At 73.2% G+C, this 20,600-nt stretch carries 18 protein-coding genes; 10 read left to right on the forward strand and 8 right to left on the reverse strand.

Features of this window, described 5'->3' with window-relative positions; genetic code table 11:
- The first annotated feature begins 48 nt into the window (after positions 1–48).
- The 3 genes from dusB (at position 49) to AB0G16_RS09875 (ending at position 4,352) form a co-directional block, all read left to right on the forward strand.
- A complete protein-coding gene (gene dusB, locus AB0G16_RS09865) occupies positions 49–1,170 on the forward strand; it encodes a tRNA dihydrouridine synthase DusB (RefSeq protein WP_362801467.1) in 1,122 nt (373 codons plus the stop codon).
- A gap of 261 nt (positions 1,171–1,431) precedes the next feature.
- On the forward strand, positions 1,432–3,354 hold the full coding sequence (locus AB0G16_RS09870) for a TRAP transporter fused permease subunit (RefSeq protein WP_362801470.1): 1,923 nt from the start codon (positions 1,432–1,434) through the stop codon (positions 3,352–3,354).
- On the forward strand, positions 3,351–4,352 hold the full coding sequence (locus AB0G16_RS09875; RefSeq protein WP_362801473.1) for a TAXI family TRAP transporter solute-binding subunit: 1,002 nt from the start codon (positions 3,351–3,353) through the stop codon (positions 4,350–4,352). The genes AB0G16_RS09870 and AB0G16_RS09875 overlap by 4 nt, the downstream gene beginning before the upstream one ends.
- Positions 4,353–4,477: 125 nt before the next feature.
- On the opposite strand, the gene AB0G16_RS09880 is transcribed toward AB0G16_RS09875, so the two are convergent.
- The 5 genes from AB0G16_RS09880 to AB0G16_RS09900 form a co-directional block, all read right to left on the reverse strand.
- Complete coding sequence (locus AB0G16_RS09880) at positions 4,478–4,996, reverse strand: DUF2087 domain-containing protein (RefSeq protein ID WP_362801476.1); 519 nt, start codon at positions 4,994–4,996, stop codon at positions 4,478–4,480.
- An 83-nt stretch (positions 4,997–5,079) separates the two neighbouring features.
- Positions 5,080–7,572, reverse strand: a complete 2,493-nt coding sequence (locus AB0G16_RS09885; protein ID WP_362801479.1) for a DUF3516 domain-containing protein — start codon at positions 7,570–7,572, stop codon at positions 5,080–5,082.
- A gap of 91 nt (positions 7,573–7,663) precedes the next feature.
- On the reverse strand, positions 7,664–8,251 hold the full coding sequence (locus AB0G16_RS09890) for a hypothetical protein (protein ID WP_362801482.1): 588 nt from the start codon (positions 8,249–8,251) through the stop codon (positions 7,664–7,666).
- A complete protein-coding gene (locus AB0G16_RS09895; protein WP_362801485.1) occupies positions 8,241–8,468 on the reverse strand; it encodes a hypothetical protein in 228 nt (75 codons plus the stop codon). Before AB0G16_RS09895 ends, AB0G16_RS09890 begins: the two co-directional genes overlap by 11 nt.
- A gap of 32 nt (positions 8,469–8,500) precedes the next feature.
- The gene (locus AB0G16_RS09900) at positions 8,501–9,877 is read right to left on the reverse strand and encodes an acyltransferase family protein (RefSeq protein ID WP_362801488.1); all 1,377 of its coding nucleotides are present in this window, start codon (positions 9,875–9,877) and stop codon (positions 8,501–8,503) included.
- A gap of 190 nt (positions 9,878–10,067) precedes the next feature.
- Here AB0G16_RS09900 and AB0G16_RS09905 point away from each other — a divergent pair, with 190 nt between their 5' ends.
- The 3 genes from AB0G16_RS09905 (at position 10,068) to rbsK (ending at position 13,090) form a co-directional block, all read left to right on the forward strand.
- Positions 10,068–11,318, forward strand: coding sequence for a sensor domain-containing protein (locus AB0G16_RS09905; RefSeq protein ID WP_362801491.1), 1,251 nt, complete (start codon positions 10,068–10,070; stop codon positions 11,316–11,318).
- On the forward strand, positions 11,309–11,956 hold the full coding sequence (locus AB0G16_RS09910; RefSeq protein ID WP_362801494.1) for a response regulator transcription factor: 648 nt from the start codon (positions 11,309–11,311) through the stop codon (positions 11,954–11,956). The genes AB0G16_RS09905 and AB0G16_RS09910 overlap by 10 nt, the downstream gene beginning before the upstream one ends.
- Before the next feature lie 237 nt (positions 11,957–12,193).
- Positions 12,194–13,090 carry a ribokinase gene (gene rbsK / locus AB0G16_RS09915; protein ID WP_362801497.1) on the forward strand — a complete coding sequence of 299 codons (897 nt, stop codon included), beginning with the start codon at positions 12,194–12,196 and terminating at the stop codon, positions 13,088–13,090.
- A gap of 30 nt (positions 13,091–13,120) precedes the next feature.
- Here the strand turns inward: rbsK and AB0G16_RS09920 are convergent, their stop codons facing one another.
- Together AB0G16_RS09920 and AB0G16_RS09925 are read right to left on the reverse strand one after the other, a co-directional pair.
- The gene (locus AB0G16_RS09920; protein WP_362801500.1) at positions 13,121–13,267 is read right to left on the reverse strand and encodes a hypothetical protein; all 147 of its coding nucleotides are present in this window, start codon (positions 13,265–13,267) and stop codon (positions 13,121–13,123) included.
- A gap of 141 nt (positions 13,268–13,408) precedes the next feature.
- Positions 13,409–13,810, reverse strand: a complete 402-nt coding sequence (locus tag AB0G16_RS09925; RefSeq protein WP_362801503.1) for a heme-binding protein — start codon at positions 13,808–13,810, stop codon at positions 13,409–13,411.
- 509 nt (positions 13,811–14,319) lie between these two features.
- Between AB0G16_RS09925 and AB0G16_RS09930 the strand changes: the two genes are divergently transcribed.
- Both AB0G16_RS09930 and AB0G16_RS09935 read left to right on the forward strand, forming a co-directional pair.
- The gene (locus tag AB0G16_RS09930; protein ID WP_362801506.1) at positions 14,320–15,252 is read left to right on the forward strand and encodes a class I SAM-dependent methyltransferase; all 933 of its coding nucleotides are present in this window, start codon (positions 14,320–14,322) and stop codon (positions 15,250–15,252) included.
- A 224-nt stretch (positions 15,253–15,476) separates the two neighbouring features.
- Positions 15,477–16,478 (forward strand): phosphotransferase, encoded by a 1,002-nt coding sequence (locus tag AB0G16_RS09935; protein ID WP_362801509.1) that lies wholly within the window; start codon positions 15,477–15,479, stop codon positions 16,476–16,478.
- A 112-nt stretch (positions 16,479–16,590) separates the two neighbouring features.
- Here the strand turns inward: AB0G16_RS09935 and AB0G16_RS09940 are convergent, their stop codons facing one another.
- On the reverse strand, positions 16,591–18,429 hold the full coding sequence (locus AB0G16_RS09940; protein ID WP_362801512.1) for a tetratricopeptide repeat protein: 1,839 nt from the start codon (positions 18,427–18,429) through the stop codon (positions 16,591–16,593).
- A gap of 353 nt (positions 18,430–18,782) precedes the next feature.
- Between AB0G16_RS09940 and AB0G16_RS09945 the strand changes: the two genes are divergently transcribed.
- Together AB0G16_RS09945 and AB0G16_RS09950 are read left to right on the forward strand one after the other, a co-directional pair.
- On the forward strand, positions 18,783–19,715 hold the full coding sequence (locus AB0G16_RS09945) for a Ppx/GppA phosphatase family protein (RefSeq protein ID WP_362801515.1): 933 nt from the start codon (positions 18,783–18,785) through the stop codon (positions 19,713–19,715).
- Between the two features lie 37 nt (positions 19,716–19,752).
- Positions 19,753–20,571, forward strand: coding sequence for a DUF1206 domain-containing protein (locus AB0G16_RS09950; protein ID WP_362801518.1), 819 nt, complete (start codon positions 19,753–19,755; stop codon positions 20,569–20,571).
- Positions 20,572–20,600 lie beyond the last annotated feature (29 nt).

Consider the following 20,600-nt stretch of genomic DNA (forward strand, 5'->3'; position numbering starts at 1 on the left):
ATCCAGCGAGGATTCGTCCTGCTCGTCGCGGTGCGGTAGAAAAGCCGGGTGGAGACGTTGAAGCTGGGATCGCTGGAGGTGTGGCCGCCGGTCGTTCTGGCGCCCATGGCCGGGATCACCAACACGGCGTTCCGGGGGCTCTGCCGCGAGCAGGGCGGCGGCCTCTTCGTCTGCGAGATGATCACGACGCGGGCGCTGGTCGAACGCAACGCCAAGACCTTCAAGATGATCAGGTTCGAGCCGGACGAGAGCCCCCGCAGCCTCCAGCTCTACGGGGTCGACCCGGTGACCGTGGGCAGGGCCGTGCGGATGATCGCCGAGGAGGACCTGGCCGACCACGTCGACCTCAACTTCGGCTGCCCGGTGCCCAAGGTCACCCGCAAGGGCGGCGGCTCGGCCCTGCCGTACAAGCGGAACCTGTTCCGGGCGATCCTGCGCGAGGCCGTGCGCAACGCCGGGACGCTGCCGGTGACCGTGAAGATGCGCAAGGGCATCGACGACGACCACCTGACCTACCTCGACGCCGGGCGGATCGCGGTGCAGGAGGGTGTCTCGGCGATCGCGCTGCACGGCCGGACCGCGATCCAGCACTACGGCGGGAAGGCCGACTGGGAGGCGATCGCGCGCCTGAAGGAGAGCGTGCCGGAGATCCCGGTGCTCGGCAACGGCGACATCTGGAGCGCCGCCGACGCGCGCCGCATGATGGACGAGACCGGCTGCGACGGCGTCGTCGTGGGCCGGGGCTGCCTGGGCCGTCCCTGGCTGTTCGCGGACCTGGCGGCCATGTGCGAGGGGGGCGAGAGGACCCTCCGCCCCCGGCTGGGCGAGGTCGCCGCGACCATGGACCGGCACGCCACCCTGCTGGCCGAGTGCTTCGAGAGCGAGCCGCACGCCGTGGCCGACTTCCGCAAGCACGTCGGCTGGTACCTCAAGGGCTTCACCGTGGGCTCCGACCTGCGGCGCCGGCTGGCCACCTCCGAGACCCTGGCCGGTCTGCGCGAGGGCCTGGCCGAGCTGGAGGCGGACCAGCCGTGGCCCGAAGGCGCCGACCTGCCGCGCGGCAAGACCAACCCCCGCGACCGCGTCCAGCTCCCGGCCGGTTGGCTGGACGACCCCTACGACCTCGCCGTCCCCTCCGCCGACGCCGAGAACGACACCTCGGGCGGCTGACACCCCGGCCAGCCCCGGCCCGGCGCGCTCCCCGGCCCGGCGTCCCCCGGCCCGGCGTCCCCCGGCCCGGCGCGCCGCCCAGGCTCGCGTGCCCCCGGCCGTGCCGTCCGCCGGTCCTGCCGCGCCCTCCGCCGTGCCGTGCCGGTGGGGAACGTCCCGCGCCGCAGGTGTGACGCGAATGTGACCGCGCTCTGACGGACGCGGGTCAACGATCTCTGTAATCTGCGGTCAGAGGTCGCGGCTCACACGTGGGGACGGCGGTTGGCGAGCACCACTTCAGCGGACGAGTTGATCGCGGAGTTCGACGCGGAACGACCCGCCCGGCGCCTTTCCGGCCCGGTGGCGCGGGCCGTCACGCTGGTCGCCCTCGGCCTGTCGCTCTACGTCCTCTACCGCGCCTTCCGCGCCGGTGCCGTGCTGCCGTACCGGATGGTCTTCCTCGCGGTCGTGCTGCCGCTCACCTTCGTCTGCCACAAGCCGGGACGGCGCGGCACCGACCGGCCCGGTGCCGTCGACTGGGCGCTGGCCGCGCTCTCCCTGGCCGCCTGCCTCTACCCGCTGGTGGTCTTCGACGACTTCATCCGGCGCGCCTTCGAGCCGACCACGCTCGACGTGGTGGCCGGGGCCGTCATCGTGCTGCTGGTGCTGGAGGGCTGCCGGCGCGCCGTCGGGTGGATCCTGCCCGCCGTCTGCGTCGCCTTCGCCGCGTACGCCTACTACGGCGGTTACCTGCCCTTCGACTGGGTCGTCGGGCACCGGGGCTACGACCTGGACCGGATCGTCGTCTCCTTCGTGATGGGCACCGACGGCGTGTACGGCGTCCCGCTGGACGTGGCGGCCACCTACATCGTCCTGTTCACCGTCTACGGCGCGGTGCTCGACCACTCCGGGGCGGGACGGTTCTTCGTGGACGTCTCCCTGGCCGCCTTCCGCCGCTCGCGCTCGGCGCCCGGCCGCACCGTCACCCTGGCCGGGTTCCTGCTCGGCACGGTCAGCGGCTCGGGCGTGGCGACGACGGTGAGCGTGGGCAGCGTCGCCTGGCCGATCCTGCGCCGGGCGGGCTACCCGCCCGAGCAGGGCGGGGGAGTCCTCGCGGCGGCCGGCATCGGGGCGATCCTGTCGCCGCCCACGCTGGGCGCGGCGGCGTTCATCATCGCCGAGTACCTTCAGGTGAGCTACCTCACCGTGCTGCTGTACGCCACCGTCCCGACGATCCTGTACTACCTGGGGATCTTCCTGGCCATCGAGATCGACGCCCGCCGGTACGGGACGCGGGCGGTCGAGGTGGACGCGCCGCGCCTCTGGCCGCTGGTGCGGCGCTTCGGCTACCACTTCAGCTCGCTGTTCGTGATCGTCGTCCTGATGGCGCTGGGCCAGTCGCCGTTCCGCGCCGTGGTGTACGCCACCCTGCTGGCCCTCGCGCTCTCCTTCCTCGACCGCGAGCACGCCCTGACCCCCCGCAGGGCGGCGCGGGCCCTGGCCGCCGGGGTGACCGGTGTGCTGCCGGTCGCGGTGACCTGCGCGGCGGCCGGCCTGATCGTCGCCGTCGTCACCCTCACCGGGCTGGGCCTCAAGGCGAGCTCGCTGATCGTCGGCGTCTCGGGCGGCAACCTCGCCGTCACCGCGCTGCTGTGCGCGGTCGCGGTGCTCGTGCTCGGCCTGGCCGTGCCGGTGACCGCGTCGTTCGTCATCGCGGCCGTCATCATCGGGCCCGCGCTGACGGACCTGGGCGTCGGCCGGCCCGAGGCGTACATGTTCATCTTCTACTACGCCGTGCTGTCGGAGGTCAGCCCGCCCACGGCGCTGTCGGCCTTCGCGGCCTCGGCGGTCACCGGGGGCGACGCCTACCGGACCATGATCGCCACCTGGAAGTACACGCTGCCCGCGTTCCTGGTGCCGTTCGCCTTCGTGCTGGCCCCCGGAGGGGCCGCCCTGCTGGCCCAGGGCACGTTCGGCGAGATCGTCGCGGCCACCGCGGTCTCGGCGCTGGCGGTGGCCGCGCTGGCCGCCGCCACCGGCGGGCGGCTGCTCGGCCCGGCCGGGCCCGCCGAACGGGTGCTGTGCGCGGTGGCGGCCGTGTCGCTGCTGTTCCTGTCGCCGCTGCCCGCGCTGGCCGGGGCGGGGCTGCTGGCCCTGGCCGTTCTCCTGCATCTGCTGACGAGAAAACGAGAGGTGAGGCGATGACCGTCAGACGAGTGGCCGCCCTGCTGGCGGCGGGGACGCTGATGCTCGGCGGGCTCCTCAGCGGCTGCGGCGGCGACCGGTCGGCCCAGCAGGCCGAGCAGGCCGCCCGGAGCGGCGACGGCACCGCCGCCGCGGGCAGGCGGCTGTCGATCGCCACCGGCAACACCACCGGCGTCTACTACGTCCTGGGCGGGGGACTGGCCGACCAGATCGGCAGGCACCTGCCCGGCCACCAGGCCACCGCCGAGGCGACCGGCGCCTCGGTGGAGAACGTTCAGCGCGTCGTCAGGGGTGACTCCGACATCGCCTTCACCCTGGCCGACACCGCCGCCGACGCGGTCGCGGGCAAGGGGGCCTTCACCGCGCCCCAGCCGATCCGCGCCCTGGCCCGCCTCTACGACAACTCCACCCAGGTGGTCGCCGCCACCGCCTCCGGCGTGACGTCGATCGCCGGCCTCAGGGGAAAGCGGGTCTCCACCGGCTCGCCCAACTCCGGCACCGAGGTGATCGCGCTGCGCCTGCTGAAGGCGGCCGGGCTCGACCCGGACAAGGACGTCGACCGCCAGGCGCTCGGCCTGCCCGAGAGCGTGCAGGCCCTCAAGGACGGCGACCTCGACGCCCTCGTCTGGTCGGGCGGCCTGCCCACGCCCGGCATCACCGACCTGTTCACCTCGCTCAAGGGGAAGGTCGCCTTCGTGCCGCTGGACGCGGTGCTGCCCGCGATGCGCGCCGAGCACGGCGAGGTGTACGCCGAGGGCACGATCGCCAAGGACGTCTACGGCACCCCGGCCGACGTGTCCACCATCGCGGTGCCCAACCTGCTCGTGGTGAACGAGACGATGGACCCGGCCCTGGCCGGGAGCCTGACGAAACTGATCTTCGATCGCAAGGCCGACCTGGAGAAGGTGCACCCGGCGGCCGGGGACATCACCCGCGACAACGCCCCGAGGACCGGCCCGGTGCCGCTGCACGACGGCGCGAAGGGGTACTACGGCTGACCCGCGCGGCCGGGCCGCCCGGGCCGTCCGGACCGATCGACCGGCGACCGGGCGCCCGCCCGGCCCGCGTCCCGGACCCGACCGGCCGGCGTCCGGGTGCCCGGGTGTCCCGGCGCCGTCCGCCGTCAGGCCTCGACGGAGCCGCCGCTGCGCCAGTAGACGTTGTTCTCCCTGCTGAGCATGCCCTCGTCGACCAGGTAGCGCCGCAGCGCCGCGTAGTCGTCGTGGAAGGCGCGCAGCGCGACGTTGACGTCCTTCTCGGAGTAGCGCGTCCCCGGCTCGAAGACCTGGACCACGTAGTCGAGCACGACGAGCTGCTTGTCGCGCTTGCTGGGGATCGCCCGCAGCCGCCCCTCGACGAGGAAGGACTGCAGCACCTTCTCCTGCGGGGAGACCGGGGCCGCGGGCCTGGCCGTGGCGTGCAGCAGCTCGCGGAACCGCTCGCGCCGCACCTCCCACCGGCCGCCCTCCCCCCGTACGGCCAGGCCACCGCGCTCCAAGCGGTCCAGGGCGCGCCTGACCGCCTCCCGCTCCAGGCCGGACTCCTTCTCGGGCTCACCCCCCAGCGCCAGAGCCGCCAGCACCCGCAGCGTGTCCTCCTGGTACAGCAGGCCCAGCACCTGCCTGATCGCTTCGTCGCTCATCCCGCCATTCTCCCGGCTCACGGCACGAAGGTGATCCCGGAGGCGACCCCTCGCCGCTCCCGGTGCCGGTCTCGGTGCCGCTCTCAGAGGCGGTTCAGGCCGACGACGTGGACCACCGCCCGGCCCTCCTCGTCGGAGGCGGCCAGGTCGACCTGGGCGTCGATGCCCCAGTCGCCGTCGCCCGCCGGGTCGGCGACGACCTGGCGGACCCGCCAGAACTCCTTCTCCTCCTCGATGCGGAGCAGGCCGGGACCGCGCGCGTCCGGTCCGGTGCCGATCTCCTCGTGGTCGTCGTAGTAGGCGTCGAGCGCGGCGCCCCAGTCGACGTCCGGGGCCAGCCGCTCCAGCTCCTGCTCGTCCTCGACGGCGGCCAGCTCGATCAGGCGGAACATCGCGTTGCGCACCAGCACCCGGAACGCGCGGGTGTTGGCGGTGACCGGCTTGGTGGTCTCCTCCAGGGTGGGCGCCTCCACCTCCCCGGTCGGGTTCTGCAGCTGCTCCCACTCGTCCAGCAGGCTGGAGTCGACCTGGCGGACCAGCTCGCCGAGCCACTCGATGAGGTCGACGAGGTCCTCGGTCTTGAGGTGCTCGGGGATGGTCCGCGACAGGGTGCGGTAGGCGTCGGCGAGGTAGCGCAGGACGGTGCCCTCGGAGCGGGTCAGCTCGTAGAACTGCACGTAGTCGGCGAAGGTCATCGCCCGCTCGTACATGTCGCGCACGACGCTCTTGGGGCTGACCGTGTAGTCGCCCACCCAGGGGTGGCCGCGCCGGTAGGTCTCGTAGGCGCCCAGCAGCAGGTCGGCCAGGGGCATCGGGTAGGTGACGTCGGCCAGGAGCTCCATCCGCTCCTCGTACTCGACGCCGTCGGACTTCATCTGCGCCACCGCCTCGCCGCGCGCCTTGTTGAGCTGCGCGGACAGGATCTGGCGGGGGTCGTCGAGGATGGACTCGATGATCGAGACCATGTCCAGGGCGTAGTTCGGCGACTCCATGTCGAGCAGTTCCAGGGTCGCCAGCGCGAAGGTGGACAGTGCCTGGTTCAGCGCGAAGTCCTCCTGCAGGTCGACGGTGAGGCGGGCCAGCCGGCCCTGGTCGTCGGGCTCGGAGAGCGTCTCCACCACGCCCCCGGCCAGCAGCGACCGGTAGATCGCGATGGCCTGGCTGATGTGCCGCCGCTGCCACTTGCGGTCCTCGTGGTTGTCGGTCAGCAGGTGGCGCATGGCCGCGTAGCAGTCGCCGGGACGGTTGATCACCGCGAGCAGCATGGCGTTGCTGACCTTGAAGCGGGAGTTCAGCGGCTCCGGCTCGGCGGTCTGCAGCTTCTCGAAGGTCTCCTCGCTCCAGCCGACGAAGCCCTCCGGCGGCTTCTTGCGGGCGAACCCGCGCCGTCTCTTGGGATCGTCGCCGATCTTGGCCAGGGCCTTCTCGTTCTCGACCACGTGGTCGGGCGCCTGGCAGACGACGTAGCCGATGGTGTCGAACCCGGCCCGGCCGGCCCGCCCGGCGATCTGGTGGAACTCGCGGGCGCGCAGCCGGCGCACCTTGTTGCCGTCGTACTTCGACAGGGCGGTGAACAGCACGGTCCTGATCGGGACGTTCACGCCGACGCCGAGCGTGTCGGTGCCGCAGATGACCTTCAGCAGGCCGGCCTGGGCCAGGCGCTCGACCAGGCGGCGGTACTTGGGGAGCATCCCGGCGTGGTGCACGCCGATGCCGTGCCGCACCAGGCGGGAGAGGGCCTGGCCGAACTTCGTGGTGAACCGGAAGTGACCGATCATGGAGGCGATCGCCTCCTTCTCGGCCTTGCTCGACATGTTGATGCTCATCAGCGCCTGCGCCCGCTCCATGGCCGAGGCCTGGGTGAAGTGGACGACGTAGACCGGGTACTGGTTGGTGGTGAGCATCTCCTCCAGCGTCTCGTGCAGCGGGGTCATCCGGTAGGAGTAGACCAGCGGGACCGGGCGCTCGGCGTTCTTGACCGTCGCGGTGGGCCTGCCGGTGCGCCGGGTGAGGTCCTCCTCGAACCTGGTGACGTCCCCCAGGGTCGCCGACATCAGGATGAACTGGACGTTCGGCAGCTCCAGGAGCGGCACCTGCCAGGCCCAGCCCCGGTCGGGCTCGGAGTAGAAGTGGAACTCGTCCATCACGACCTGGCCGATGTCGGCCTGGGCGCCGTCGCGGAGCGCGACGTTGGCGAGGATCTCCGCGGTGCAGCAGATGATCGGCGCGCCGGGGTTCACGCTGGCGTCGCCGGTCATCATCCCGACGTTCTCGGTGCCGAACACCGCGCACAGGTCGAAGAACTTCTCCGACACCAGCGCCTTGATCGGCGCGGTGTAGAAGGTGCGCACGTCCCTGGTCAGCGCGGTGAAGTGCGCTCCGGCGGCGACCAGGCTCTTGCCCGAGCCGGTCGGGGTGGCCAGGATCAGGTTGTTGCCCGAGACCACCTCGATCAGAGCCTCCTCCTGCGCGGGGTAGAGGGTCAGCCCCCGCTCGGAGTTCCACTCGACGAACGCGTCGAAGATGGTGTCGGGGTCGGCGTCGATCTCTTCTGGCAGGCGGTCTACAAGGCTCACGGTCCAATACTGCCGAAGAACTCGCGATGGTCGGACCGGTGGGGGCGTTGGATCACACCGCCCCCACCGGAAAACGCATGACATCGCGTTGTCATGACCGTTTTTTTACGGGGTCGTGGAGGGACGGCTCCTGGAGCGCGGGGACGCCGGTGTCGCGCTTCAGGTAGGTGTAGGGGAAGCTCGAGCCGACGACCTCCCAGCCCTCGGCGCGCAGCCGCCGGACCTCGCCCGGCGACATCGTCACCCGCGTGTGCTCCCACTGCGTGCCGGACCGGACGACGCGGTGGTAGGTGGCGCCGAACTCCACGCTGTGCCATCCGTACCGGCCGGCCAGGGCGAGCTCGTGCATCTCGTCGAAGGTGGTGGTCGGGCCGAGGATGCGCTCGTGCGGGTCCAGGCCGGTGCCGCTGGGGGCGAGGGGCGGCGCGAACCGCTTCTGCGCCGCCTGTTTCGTCATCCCGAGCGTGGCGCCGATGCTCTGCCAGGTGACGCCGGCGGCGCGGGCCGAGGTGACGGTCGTGCGCAGCAGCGTGGTCGCCTCCTCCTGCAGCGTGGCGGCGCCGGCGACCAGCCGCAGGAAGTCCTCGGTGCCGTACGGGTCCTCGACGGCCGTGTTCTCCATCAGGATCCGGGTGAGGGCCTCGTGGACCGCCTCGGAACCGGCCCGGTCAGTGGTCATCGGCGGCCCGCTCCGGGAGCGTCTTCGAGGGCTGCCACCCGCCCCGCCGCCGGTAGAGGAGCCGGACGCCGGTGTGGACGAGGGCGAGGATCGCGACGAGGGCGACGATCTCCACCCAGCGTGGGAGATCGAACAGGACGATCGGCAGGCCGATGAACGGCGGGATCATCAGCAACGTGTAGCCGAGGGTCCACGTGCGCTGGACGGGTGGGGTCATGCGTCAACCATAGGTTGACGAAGTCGATTTCGTCAACCATTCGTTGACGATCGGACGGCGCGCGTGAGCGGGCCGGTCAGTGCCAGCCCCGCCACGAGCGCACCCGTCCCGATCAGGGGCACGGTCCCCGGCACGAAACCGGCCACGGTGAACGTGAGAAGCCCCAGCCCCACCAGGACGGTGGCCGTCGCGGCCCTGACCGGCCCGCCGGTGTACGGCCCGCACGCCGGGGGAGTCTCGAACCGGGTGAATCCCCGCAGCAGTGGCCACATGGCCAGGGCGAGCAGGAGCAGCCAGTGCGGCCAGCCCGACAGCCAGGCCGAGCCGCCCGGCTCGGGCGTCGAGATCCCCAGCCCCACCACGACCACCGAGACGATGACGAACAGCGCGCTCATGTGCCACAGGTAGAGGGTCATCATCCGGCCCGAGGCCCAGCCCAGCGCCCGTGCCACCCCGGGCCAGCGCGCCAGGGAGACGATCCACCGGCGCATGGCCAGCGCCAGCCCGATCTGGCCGATCCCCACCGCGAGCAGCGCGACCGTGGGCGGGGCCATGTTGGAGACCGCCCCCGGCATCCCGATCATGCTGGCCGGGTAGGGGCCGAAGGTCACCAGCGCCGCCGCCGCGCCGTACCCGCCCAGCGCCATCGCCCAGGGGCGGGTCAGCCTGCCGTCGGCGTACAGGAACCCGAGCTGGTACACCGCGAGCCAGACCAGCACCGTGTTGGGCAGGCCGGCCACCTCCAGGCCCCCGGCGAAGCGCAGGACGTCCACCGCCACGGCCGCCGCCGCCAGCACGGCCGGAACCCGCCAGCCGTGCACCGCGTTCAGCCGGAGCATCGGCGTGGTCGCCGCCACCGCCACGAGATAGATCACCAGGAACCACAGGAGCTGCCCGGCCAGCCGCGAGGCGGTCGCGACCGGCTGCTCGGGGATGCCGAGCGCCGCGAGCAGGTGCGGCAGGGGGACCCAGACCGCCGCCAGCGGCAGCACCGGCCAGGCCAGCCTGCGCACGCGCGCCGCCAGCCACGCGGCGGGCGCGTCGCCGCGCCGCGCCGCGCGGCGGCGGCTGATCGCCCCGGCCGCGCCGCCCGCGAAGAAGACCAGCGGCATCACCTGGCTGATCCAGGTGATCGCCCACGCGTTCCCCCAGGCCAGCGCGTTCCCGGTGACGATCCGGTCCTCGGCGAAGGACAGCACCGGCATGCTCCAGTGCTGGAGCACCACCAGGGCCATGCCGAACACCCGGAGCACGTCGACGAAGGGGTCGCGGCCGGACGGCGCCCGCGCCGGGCGGGGCGCCGGCACGACCGGCGGAGCGACCGCCGTCGCGGTGGCCGACGCGGTGGCCGACGCGGTCGCCGGCCGGGCGGGCGGGCGGGGTGCCGGGCGGGGGATCACGGCGGTCACGGGGTCTCGATTCTCCACGGGGACGGGTGAGGCGATGGGAAAAGCCTCCTCGCCGGGCCCCCGGGACGCACTGACGCGTGCAGCAGTCTTCGGGACGGATCACACCACCGGCGCCGGTAGGGCTGGCCCCACCCCGCCGGAAGGGTCCACCGGCTCGATCGGCGCGGCCCGCCCCCATAGCGTTGACCCCATGAGACCCCTGCTGCGCCGCATCGGCACCGACACCCGGTACCTGGTCGTGGGCTTCCCCCTGTCGATCATCTGGTTCGTCCTGATGGTGGCGGGTTTCGTCGCGGGCGCGGCGACGTCCGTCGTCTTCGTGGGCCTGCCCGTCCTCGCGGGGACCCTGCTGGTCGCCCGCGGCTTCGCCGACGTCGAGCGGCGCTGGCTGCCCGAGGTGCTCGGCCGCCCGGTCGCCCGGCCGAGGTACCGGCCGTCCCCGGCGGCCGCCGGCTGGTTCCGCAGGATGGTCAACCCGTTCACCAACGGCCAGTCCTGGCTCGACCTGCTCCACGGCATCGTGGCCTTCCCGATCTCCATCGTCACCTTCGTGCTGACGGTGACCTGGTGGGCCGGGACGATCGTCGGCCTGACCTACCCGCTCTACGGGTGGATCGTCTACGCCATCCCCGGCAACGACGGCGGGCTCGCCAGGCTTCTCGGCCTGGGCAACGGCCTGTGGGCCGAGGTGTTCGTCAACACCGTCATCGGGATGCTGTTCGCGATCACCCTTCCGATGATCGTGCGCGGCGCCGCGCTGGTGCAGGCCGGGCTCGGCAGGGCCATGCTGACCGGGGTGGCCGAGCTGCACGAGCGCATCGACGACCTGGCGGAGGGCCGGGCCGCCGCGGTCTCGGCCGAGGCCAACGCGCTGCGGCGGCTGGAGCGCGACATCCACGACGGCCCCCAGCAGCGCCTGGTCTCCCTGGCCATGGACCTGTCACGGGCCCAGCGCCAGCTCAAGCGCGACCCCGAGGCCGTCGGCCGGATGCTCGGCCAGGCCATCACCTCCACCCGCGAGACCCTGGACGAGCTGCGCGCCCTCTCGCGCGGGATCGCCCCGCCCATCCTCAGCGACCGCGGCCTGGCCCCGGCGCTCGCCGCGCTCGCCGGCCGCTGCACCGTCCCGGTCGAGCTGGACCTGCAGATCGAGCAGCGCTTCCCCGCCGCCGTGGAGAACACCGTCTACTTCGTCGTCGCCGAGTCCCTCACCAACGTGGCCAAGCACAGCCGCGCCACGGTCTGCACCGTGACGCTGACCAGGACCGGGGACTTCCTGATGCTCACGATCGGGGATGATGGGGTCGGCGGCGCGCACGTCGCCAAGGGACACGGCCTGTCGGGTCTCGGCGACCGCCTGAGGGCGGTGGACGGCGAGCTGACGGTCGATTCACCCGTCGGCGGGCCGACGGTCATAGTGGCGGAGGTTCCGTGCGGGTAGTCGTGGCCGATGACGCGGTGCTGATCAGGGAGGGGCTGATCAGGCTGCTGGAGGAGTTCGGCTGTCAGGTGGTCGCCGCCGTGGGGGACGGGGACGCCCTGGTCGCCGCCGTCGCCGAGCACAGGCCCGACGTCTCGGTGGTGGACGTGCGGATGCCGCCCGGCTTCACCGACGAGGGGCTCCGGGCGGCGGTGGAGGCGCGCCGCAGGGTGCCGGGCACCCCGGTGCTGATCCTCTCCCAGTACGTGGAGGTCTCCTACGCCGACGACCTGCTGGCCGACGCCAGGGGAGCGGTGGGCTACCTGCTCAAGGACCGCGTCGTGGACGTGGACGACTTCATGGGGGGCCTGCGCACGGTGGCGGCCGGCGGCACGGTCTTCGATCCCCAGGTGGTGGCCCAGCTCATGGTGCGGCGCAGGCGTGACGATCCCCTCGCCCAGCTCACCCCGCGGGAGCGCGAGGTGCTCGGCCTGATGGCCGAGGGCAGGTCCAACCCGGCCATCGGCCGCCAGCTCGTGGTCAGCGACGGCGCCGTGGAGAAGCACATCCGCAGCATCTTCGCCAAACTCGGCCTGTACGCCGAGGACGGCGACCAGCACCGCCGGGTCCTCGCCGTCCTGGCCTACCTGCGCTCCTGACCTCGCCCGAGGCCGCCGGGAGGGCTCCCTGTAGGCTCGGCCGTCGGTACGGACGCCGGGCGTCACGGCACCGCCGGCGGCACGGCACCCGCAACCGCACGCGGCACCGGGTGCCCCGGCGGGGGCGGGTCGTGCGCGGCCGGTCCCGGAGGCCGGTCACGCGGGCGGCGTCACCGGTCCCCGGCGCGACCGGACCGGACGAGAGACCGCGCAAGCGGCCCTGAGCGTGGAGGAACAATGATCTCGGTCTTCGGCAGCGCCAACATGGACCTGGTGGCCTACGTCGACGTCGCCCCCGCGCTCGGCGAGACCGTGACCGGCAGGTCCTTCGTCACCGTCCCCGGCGGCAAGGGCGCCAACCAGGCCATCGCCGCGGCGCGGGCGGGCGCCCCGGTGGCCTTCCTCGGCGCCGTGGGCGACGACGACTTCGGGGCCGAGATGCGGCGTACGCTCGCCGAGGCGGGGGTCGACGTGAGGGACCTGCGCACGGCCCCCGGCCCCTCCGGCATCGCCCAGATCGTGGTGGACGGCGGGGGCGGCAACTCGATCATCGTGGTCCCGGGCGCCAATGGCACCGTGACCTCCCCCTCGCCGGCCGAGATCGAGGTCATCTCCCGCTCCGACGTGCTCCTGCTGCAGCTGGAGCTCCCCATCGAGGCGGTCACGGCCGCGGCCCGCGCCGCCCGCGCGGCCGGGACCACCGTGATCCTGACCCCCGCGCCGGTCCAGCCGCTCCCGGCCGAGCTGCTGGAGGCCGTGGACGTCCTGGTGGCCAACGAGCACGAGGCCGCGGCCATCACCGGCCGGGCCGACCACGAGCGGGCCCTGGAGGATCTGCGGGGCACGGTCGGCTGGGTCATCGTCACCCTCGGGTCGCGCGGCGCGCTCACCGCCTCGGGAGACGGCCCCGTGGTGCACGTGGAGGCGCCCCGGGTGCCCGCCGTGGACACCACGGCCGCGGGCGACACCTTCGTGGGCGCCCTCGCCGCGGCCAGTGTCGAGCGGCAGCCCCCTGACCGGGCCGTCCGCTTCGCCACCGCCGCGGCGGGCCTGTCCGTGCAGCGCGCGGGCGCCAGCACCTCCATGCCCACCCGCGCCGAGATCGACCGCGTCCTCTCCGGGAGGGACGCCTGAGCCGGAGCGCGGGTGCGGGGGCGGGGGTCGTCAGTTCCCGCCGAGGAGCGAGGTCTCCGAGAGCGTGAGCAGGAACGCGCCGGCGGCGAGCAGCGCGATCGGCCACGACCTGCTGATGGCCGACCAGATCGCGGAGGCCAGGAAGCAGACCAGGGCGAGCAGCACGAGAACGTCCACGAGAATCTCCAAAGGGTCGGCATCGGACGATCATCGTCCGGGACGGGCGTCCACTGCCCCGCGATCACCGGAGGTAACCCGGCTGTCCTCTTTTATGGGAAACCTGGCGAAGAGGTTATAGACATTAGTGGACATACCGTGTTATCTCCCCTCGTGGAGTGCGGCTGCGGCCTCGGCGCAGGCCACGTCCTGCCGGACGTTCCCCCCGCTGACGCCGATCGCGCCCCGCACCTGGCCCTCGCCCCCGAGGCCGGTCAGCGGCACGCCGCCGCCGGAGCAGACGTAGCGGTCGCCCGCCAGGCCGTACAGCTCGCCGCCCGGCACCGCCAGCGGCGCCAGGTCGGCGGTCGGCATGTGATGGGCCACCGCCGTGTACGCCTTGGCGGCCGCCAGGGCCGGACCGGCGATCCGCGCGCCGTCCATCCGCTGGAACGCGACCAGGTGCCCGCCGGCGTCGACCACCGCCACCGAGATGAGCGCCCCCTCCCGCGCCGCCTGCCTCACCGCGGCCTCGCACATGCGCAACGCGAGTTCCAGGTTCACCGGGCTCCTCACCGTCTCGAAGACCCCGGCGTGGACGGCCGGGTACGGCACGCCGCCGGTCGGGTGATGTGAAACGTCATAACGATCCGACGCCCGTCCGGCCCTCCCGGAGGACCGGGACGGGCGCCGGGCTTGCGGGCGGGCGTCCGGGGGAGAGGGGAGGGGGTCGTCCGGCGGGCTCCTCGCGGGCCGTTCACCGGCCGCCCACGGGTGCCGCGCCAGAGGGCGCGTCCGGGGGCGCGCGCCGGGGCCGCGCACGTGAGGGCACGTCACCGCGGCCCCGCGCGGCCCCGCGCGGGGCCGCGTGCCGGAGGGCGGCGGGGGGCGGCGGGGGGCGGCGGCCCCGCGGGAGCGGGCCGGGGACGCCGGACGACCGGGCGCCCGGGAAGGAAGATGTGCCGGTGAGGCGACATACCGACGTGATCACCGTGAGTGACCCGGCGATCTCCCACGGATATGATCGCCCGATCGGCGGGTGTCGCCGGTCACCGTCCCGATGGGGGAGGGACATGCACGATCGCAACCGCTCCAGCGTCGTCCACCAGCTCAGATACGCCCTCGGTCATCCCGGGCGGGTCCCCGGCCACCTGCGGCGGCTGGCCAGGAACACGTGGCTGCGCCTGAGGAACCGCGACCACGTCTCCTACTACCGGGCCGTCATGAGGTCCGACACGGCGCGCGACCCGTACGCCGCCGTGGGCAGCGCGTCCCACCGCCGCTGGGCCGCGCTCGGGAAGATGCAGTTCGACTACCTGCTCCGGCACGGGCTCAGGCCCGAGCACCGCCTGCTGGAGATCGGGTGCGGCAACCTGCGGGCCGGGCGGCTGCTCATCGGCTATCTCGAACCCGGGAACTACCACGGCATCGACATCTCCCCGGACATCCTGATCGCCGCCCAGGAGACGCTCGCCCGTTACCGGTTGCGGGACAGGTTCCCGCACCTGATGCCGGTCAGGGACCTGCGCTTCGCCGCGCTGCCCGACGGGGCCTTCGACGTCGTCCACGCCCACAGCGTCTTCTCGCACTCCCCGATCCACGTGATCGAGGAGTGCTTCCGCAACGTCGGCCGGATCATGAAACCGGGGGGCTGGTTCGACTTCACCTTCGACAGGACCGAGGGGGAGGAGCACCAGGTGCTGGGCGAGGACTTCTACTACCGCACCGAGACCCTGATCGACCTGGCCGCGCGGTGCGGGCTGCGGGCGACCTTCATGGAGGACTGGGAACGGCTTCCCCACCGGCAGTCGAAGATCCGCCTCACGCTGCCCGGCTCGGTCGTGGAGACGGGGGAGACCGCGGAGGCCGGGAAGATCGGGGAGGTCGGGGAGGTCGGGAAGAACGGAGAGCCCGTGAAGGCCGTGGAGGTCGGGGAGGCCGTGGAGGTCGTGGAGCCGGGCGAGCGGCGCGAGGAGGGCTCGGATAGGATCCGACGCCCGGCCTGAACCCGTTCCGGGTTCGGCTCGAACCTGTCCCGGACCCGTTCCGGACCCGTTCCGGACCCGTTCCGGACGCGGCCGGTTCCGGCCGGTCCCGGCCCGGTGCGGCCCGCCTCGACCGGGCTGCCCCCGGCCGGACCCGATCCGGCCAGCCCGGACCAGCCCGGACCAGGTCGTGCCAGGTCATGCCAGGCCGGGTCCGGTCCGGCCAGACCCCCGAGGAGACGTCCATGCGCGCCCACGACCTGTCGGCCGGGGGCGGCGTGCTGGACCGCGTCCACGACGCGGCGCGCGCGGCGACGCGGGCGTACGGCCTGCCCGGTGCCGAGGTCACCCTGGTCAACGTGTCGGAGAACGCCACCTACCGGGTGGACGATCCGGCGACCGGGCGGCGGTCCGTCCTGCGGGTGCACCGCCTGGGCTACCACTCCACGGCGGAGATCCTGTCCGAGCTGGCGTGGCTGGAGGCGCTGCGCGAGCAGGCCGGTGTCCGCACGCCCCGGGTGATCCCGGCCCGTGACGGTTCCCGGGTGACGACCGTCGCGGGTGCCGAGCCGCGCGACTGCGTGATGTTCGAGTTCCTGCCCGGCGCCGAGCCCTCGGGGGAGCGTCCGCTGCCCGCTTTCGAACGGCTCGGCGCGCTCACCGCGCGCATGCACCGGCACGCGCGCGGCTGGTCCCGGCCCGAGGGCTTCACCCGCTTCCACTGGGACCACGAGGCCGCCCTCGGCGCCGGGTCGCGCTGGGGCCGCTGGCAGGACGGCCAGGGGGTGGACGCCGAGGCGCGGGTCCTGCTGGAACGGCTGGACAAGGAGCTGTCGGCGCGGCTTCACCGCTTCGGCCGGGGACCGGAGCGCTACGGCCTGATCCACGCCGACCTGCGCTCGGCCAACCTGCTCGTGACCGGCGAGGGGCCGCCGGCCGTCATCGACTTCGACGACTGCGGCTTCGGCTGGTACCTCTACGACCTGGCGGCGGCGGTCAGCTTCGTCGAGCACCGTCCCGAGGTCCCCGAGCTGCTCGACGCCTGGGTGCGGGGCTACCGGACCGTGCTGGACCTGCCCGCCGAGGACGCGGCCGAGATCTGGACGTTCGTGATGTTCCGCAGGCTGCTGCTGGTCGCCTGGATCGGCACCCACACCGGCGCGGAGATCGCCGCCGAGCTCGGCCCCGGCTACACCGAGGGCACCTGCGACCTGGCCGAGCGCTACCTCTCCGGCACACCCGGCTGACCTCCCCGGCCTCTCCGGCCTTCCCGCCACCCCGGCCGGCATCCCTCGCCTCTCCGGCGCGTCCGGCCGGCATCCCGGGCCCGCCGGTCCGAGCCCGGCGCCGACGCCGGGGTCAGGCCTTCAGCTCGCGTCTGACGTCCTCGTCGTCGGGGGCCAGCTCCAGGGCGCGCCCCAGGTCGGCGACGGCCTCCTCGTCGCGCCCGGAGGCACGCAGCGCCATCGCCCGGTTGAAGAGCAGCGCCGGATCGGGCCCGGACTCCAGGGCCCGGGTGAAGTCGGCGACCGCTCCCTGAGGGTCACCGGTCTCGAACGCGAGCAGCCCCCGGTTGGCCCAGGCGGCGGCGAGGCCGGGGGCGAGCTCCAGCGCCCGGTCGAAGGTCGCGCGCGCCGCGCCGTGACGCCCCTCTGCGGTCTCCACCTGCCCCAGCGCGCACAGCAGGTACGGGTTGCCGGGGGCGATGGCCAGCCCGGCCTCCGCGTCCGCGCGGGCCCTGCCGTACTCGCCGAGCCCGGCCAGCAGCCCCGCCCGGTTGGCCAGCCCGTCCACGAACGCCGGGTCCAGCTCCAGCGCGTGGTCCAGGTCCTCCAGCGCGCCTCGGTGGTCGCCCGCGGAGAACCGGATCTCGGCCCGGTTGTAGTAGGGCTCCGGGAAGGGCGGACCGGCCCGCATCGCCGTCTCGTAGTCGGCGACCGCCGCGTCCATCCGGCCCAGCCGGTGCAGCAGGTTGCCCCGGTCGATGTAGTAGTCGGGGTAGCCGGGGTCGGCCGCGATCACCGCGTCCAGGTCCGCCAGCGCCTCCTCGGGGCGGCCCAGCATCACGGCGAGCTGCGCGCGGTTGGCCAGCAGCACCAGCCGGTGGATCGGGTGCTCGCCGGGCCGCAGGTCGCGCTCGGCCAGGTCGACGGCCTCCCGCACCAGCTCCATGGCCTTGGCGGGGCGGCCGCGCCGCGTCTCCACCAGCGCCCGGCCGTTGAGGTCGAATCCCAGCTTGAACGCCCGCTCGCGGGGATCGGGCAGCAGCGAGGAGATGGCGATCGCCTGGTTCACCAGGGCCAGCGCGGCGTCCGTGTCGCGCCGCGCCACCTCGTGGTGGCGTACCTTCAGCATCCCGGTGGCGTAGGCGGCCGAGGCGTGCACGGCCGGGGAGACGCTCTCTCGCCTGGCCAGGTCGAACAAGGCCTCGGCCTCGTCCTCGCGGTCCAGCGCGGCCAGCGCGGTCGCGGTGCTGTGCAACAGCCGCCACCAGGTCGGCTGGGCGCCCTCGGGGTCGGCGAGGCGCAGGGCGCGCCGGCCGAGGTCCACCACGGCGTCATGGCAGCCGGCGTCCAGGCACCACCGGACCGCGAACGCCAGGGCGTCCAGCGCCCTGGCCGGGTCGCCGCCGCGTTCACGGTGGTAGGGGATCGCCCCGAGCCGCGCGCCGACCGTCCCCTGCCGCTCCAGCTCGTCGGCGCGGGCGTCGTGCCCGGCCGGGTCGAGCGTCTCCGGCGGCGGGCCCTCCTCGCGGGTGACCACGGTCAGCAGCTCGCCGGGCACGCGGCGGCGCAGCACCGCCAGGAGTTCGAGGTCGGTGGGGTCGGCCAGGGCGAGGTTCTCCACGACGAGCGTCCGCGGCCCGGTCCCGGCCAGGTGCTCGCGGACGAACTCGGCCAGCCCGTTGGCCAGCCGCAGTGTGCGCCGCGGCGCGTGCACCAGGATGCGCTCCGCGTCGGGCAGGCCCGCGGCCACCGAGCGCCGCCGGGCGGGGATCAGGTCGCGCAGGTCGGGGGCGACGGCGCGCAGCTCGATGTCGTAGCGGGCGACGAGGTCCGGCCGGGCGGTGGGCAGCAGGGCCTGGACGAGCGCGCTCGCGGCGGTGTAGGGCCCCCGCAGGTGCCGGCCGGCGTCGATCGTGGGGAGCGGCGGGGCGGCGGGGGGCGGGTTCCCCGAAGGCTGCGGTTCCCGGCTCACCGGGCTCCCTCACATCGGTTCGTCATCGGTCCGGGTGCTCTTTGATGGTATCTGGGGAATGTCGCGTTCGGGGGGGCCGGCGCCCCTGGCAGGACGCCGGTTCTGCGATCCGTTCTCAGCCGACGTGTTTGGGGCTCGCGCTGCCACTGAGCGCCACGGTGCCGGGTTTATGGATGATGACACGCTTCATGGGTGCCTCCCGTTATTAGCGACAAATGGCAAGTATTCGCAGCGATGACGGACATTGACAAGATCTTTTTCTTTAGTGGCCGGATCAGGCCACCCCGGTGACCGCGGGAGCGGCGGCGCGGACCCCGGGCGGAGGAGCGGGCGGGGAGTAGTAACTTCATCCCATGCGACTGGGCGTTCTCGACATAGGTTCCAACACGGTTCATCTGCTGGTGATGGACGCGCACCGGGGGGCCCGGCCGCTGCCCGCGTACTCCCACAAGGTGGACCTGCGCCTCTCCGAGCACATGGAGGACGGCGACCGCCTGTCCGTGCGGGGTGCCACGCGGCTGCGGGAGTTCGTCGAGGAGGCGCTCCGGATCGCCGAGGACAAGGGCGTGGAGGACCTCATGGCCTTCGCCACCTCCGCGGTCAGGGAGTCGGTCAACGGTGAGGAGGTCATCGCCGGGATCAAGGCCGGCACGGGCGTCGACATCGAGGTGCTCTCCGGCCAGGACGAGGCGAGGCTGACGTTCCTGGCGGTGCGCCGCTGGTTCGGCTGGTCGTCCGGGCGGCTGCTGGTGCTCGACATCGGCGGCGGGTCCCTGGAGATCGCCACGGGCCTCGACGAGCAGCCCGACGCGGCGGTCTCGCTCCCGCTGGGAGCCGGGCGCCTCACCCGCGACAACCTCACCGCCGACCCGCCGCCCGCCGGGGAACTGCGGGCGCTTCGCCGGCACGTACGGACCGAGATCGCCCGGACCGTGGGCGAGGTGTGCCGGTACGGCTCGGCCGACCACGCCGTGGCGACGTCCAAGACGTTCAGGCAGCTCGCCAGGATCGCCGGGGCCGCGCCCTCCAGCGAGGGGGAGCGCGTGCGCCGGGTGCTCAGGCACGCCGACCTGGTCGGGTGGGCCGACCGGCTGGCCAGGATGACCACGCGCGAGCGGGCGGGGTTGCCCGGGGTCTCCGAGGCGAGGGCGCCGCAGCTGCCGGCCGGGGCGATCGTCGCAGACGCGGCGATGGACCTGTTCGGGGTGGAGCAGCTCGAGGTGTGCCCGTGGGCGCTGCGCGAGGGAGTGATCTTGCGCAGGCTCGACGCGATGCCCGAGAATTGAGGTTTACCAGGCGCTGAGCGGGTTAGAGCGCAGAGTTATGAACAGCCCACAGGCTCAGGTGGAAGGGGCCGCGCGCAAGGCGGCCAACAGTCAGACGTTGGACAGGCTGGCACGGGTCGGAATGGCCTGCCGGGGTGTCCTCTACGGGCTGATCGGTTTCCTTGCCCTGCAGATCGCCTTCGGCGGGGGAAGCGGCGGCAAGGAGGCCGACAAGACCGGCGCCATCGAGATGGTGGCCGAGCAGCCGTTCGGCAAGGTGATGCTCTGGCTCATGGTCGTCGGCTTCATCGCCCTGACCCTCTGGCAGCTCTCCGAGGCGGTCATCGGCCGTGGCAGGACCAAGGACCGCGTGGAGTCGGCGGCGCGCACGGTCGTCTACGCGTTCCTCGTGTTCGCCCTCCTCGGCATGGTGCTGCGCAACGACCCGGGCGCCTCGATGGACGGCAAGTCCAAGGACATCACCGCCATGGTGATGGACCTGCCCGCCGGGCAGTTCCTGGTGGGGCTGGTCGGGCTGGGCCTGATCGCGCTGGGCGCCTACTGGATCCACAAGGGATGGAAGAAGAAGTTCCTCGAGGACCTGCGCACCGGCCAGATGCCGGCCAGGGCGCGCGACCTCGCCGAGAAGCTCGGCATGGCCGGCTACATCGCCCGCGGTGTGATCGCCGCGGTCGCCGGCGTCTTCGTCGTCCAGGCCGCGATCACCTACGACCCGGACAAGGCCAAGGGCATCGACGCGACGCTGCGCTCGCTGGCCGAGACCCCGGCCGGCCCCTGGCTGCTCGGGCTCGTCGCGATCGGCCTGCTGCTCTTCGCGGTCTACTGTTTCTTCGAGGCCCGCTGGCACCGTATGTGACGGATGGAGCCTCGCGGTACGGCAGGTGC

The organism is Streptosporangium sp. NPDC023615 (assembly GCF_040640155.1).
Taxonomy (GTDB): domain Bacteria; phylum Actinomycetota; class Actinomycetes; order Streptosporangiales; family Streptosporangiaceae; genus Streptosporangium.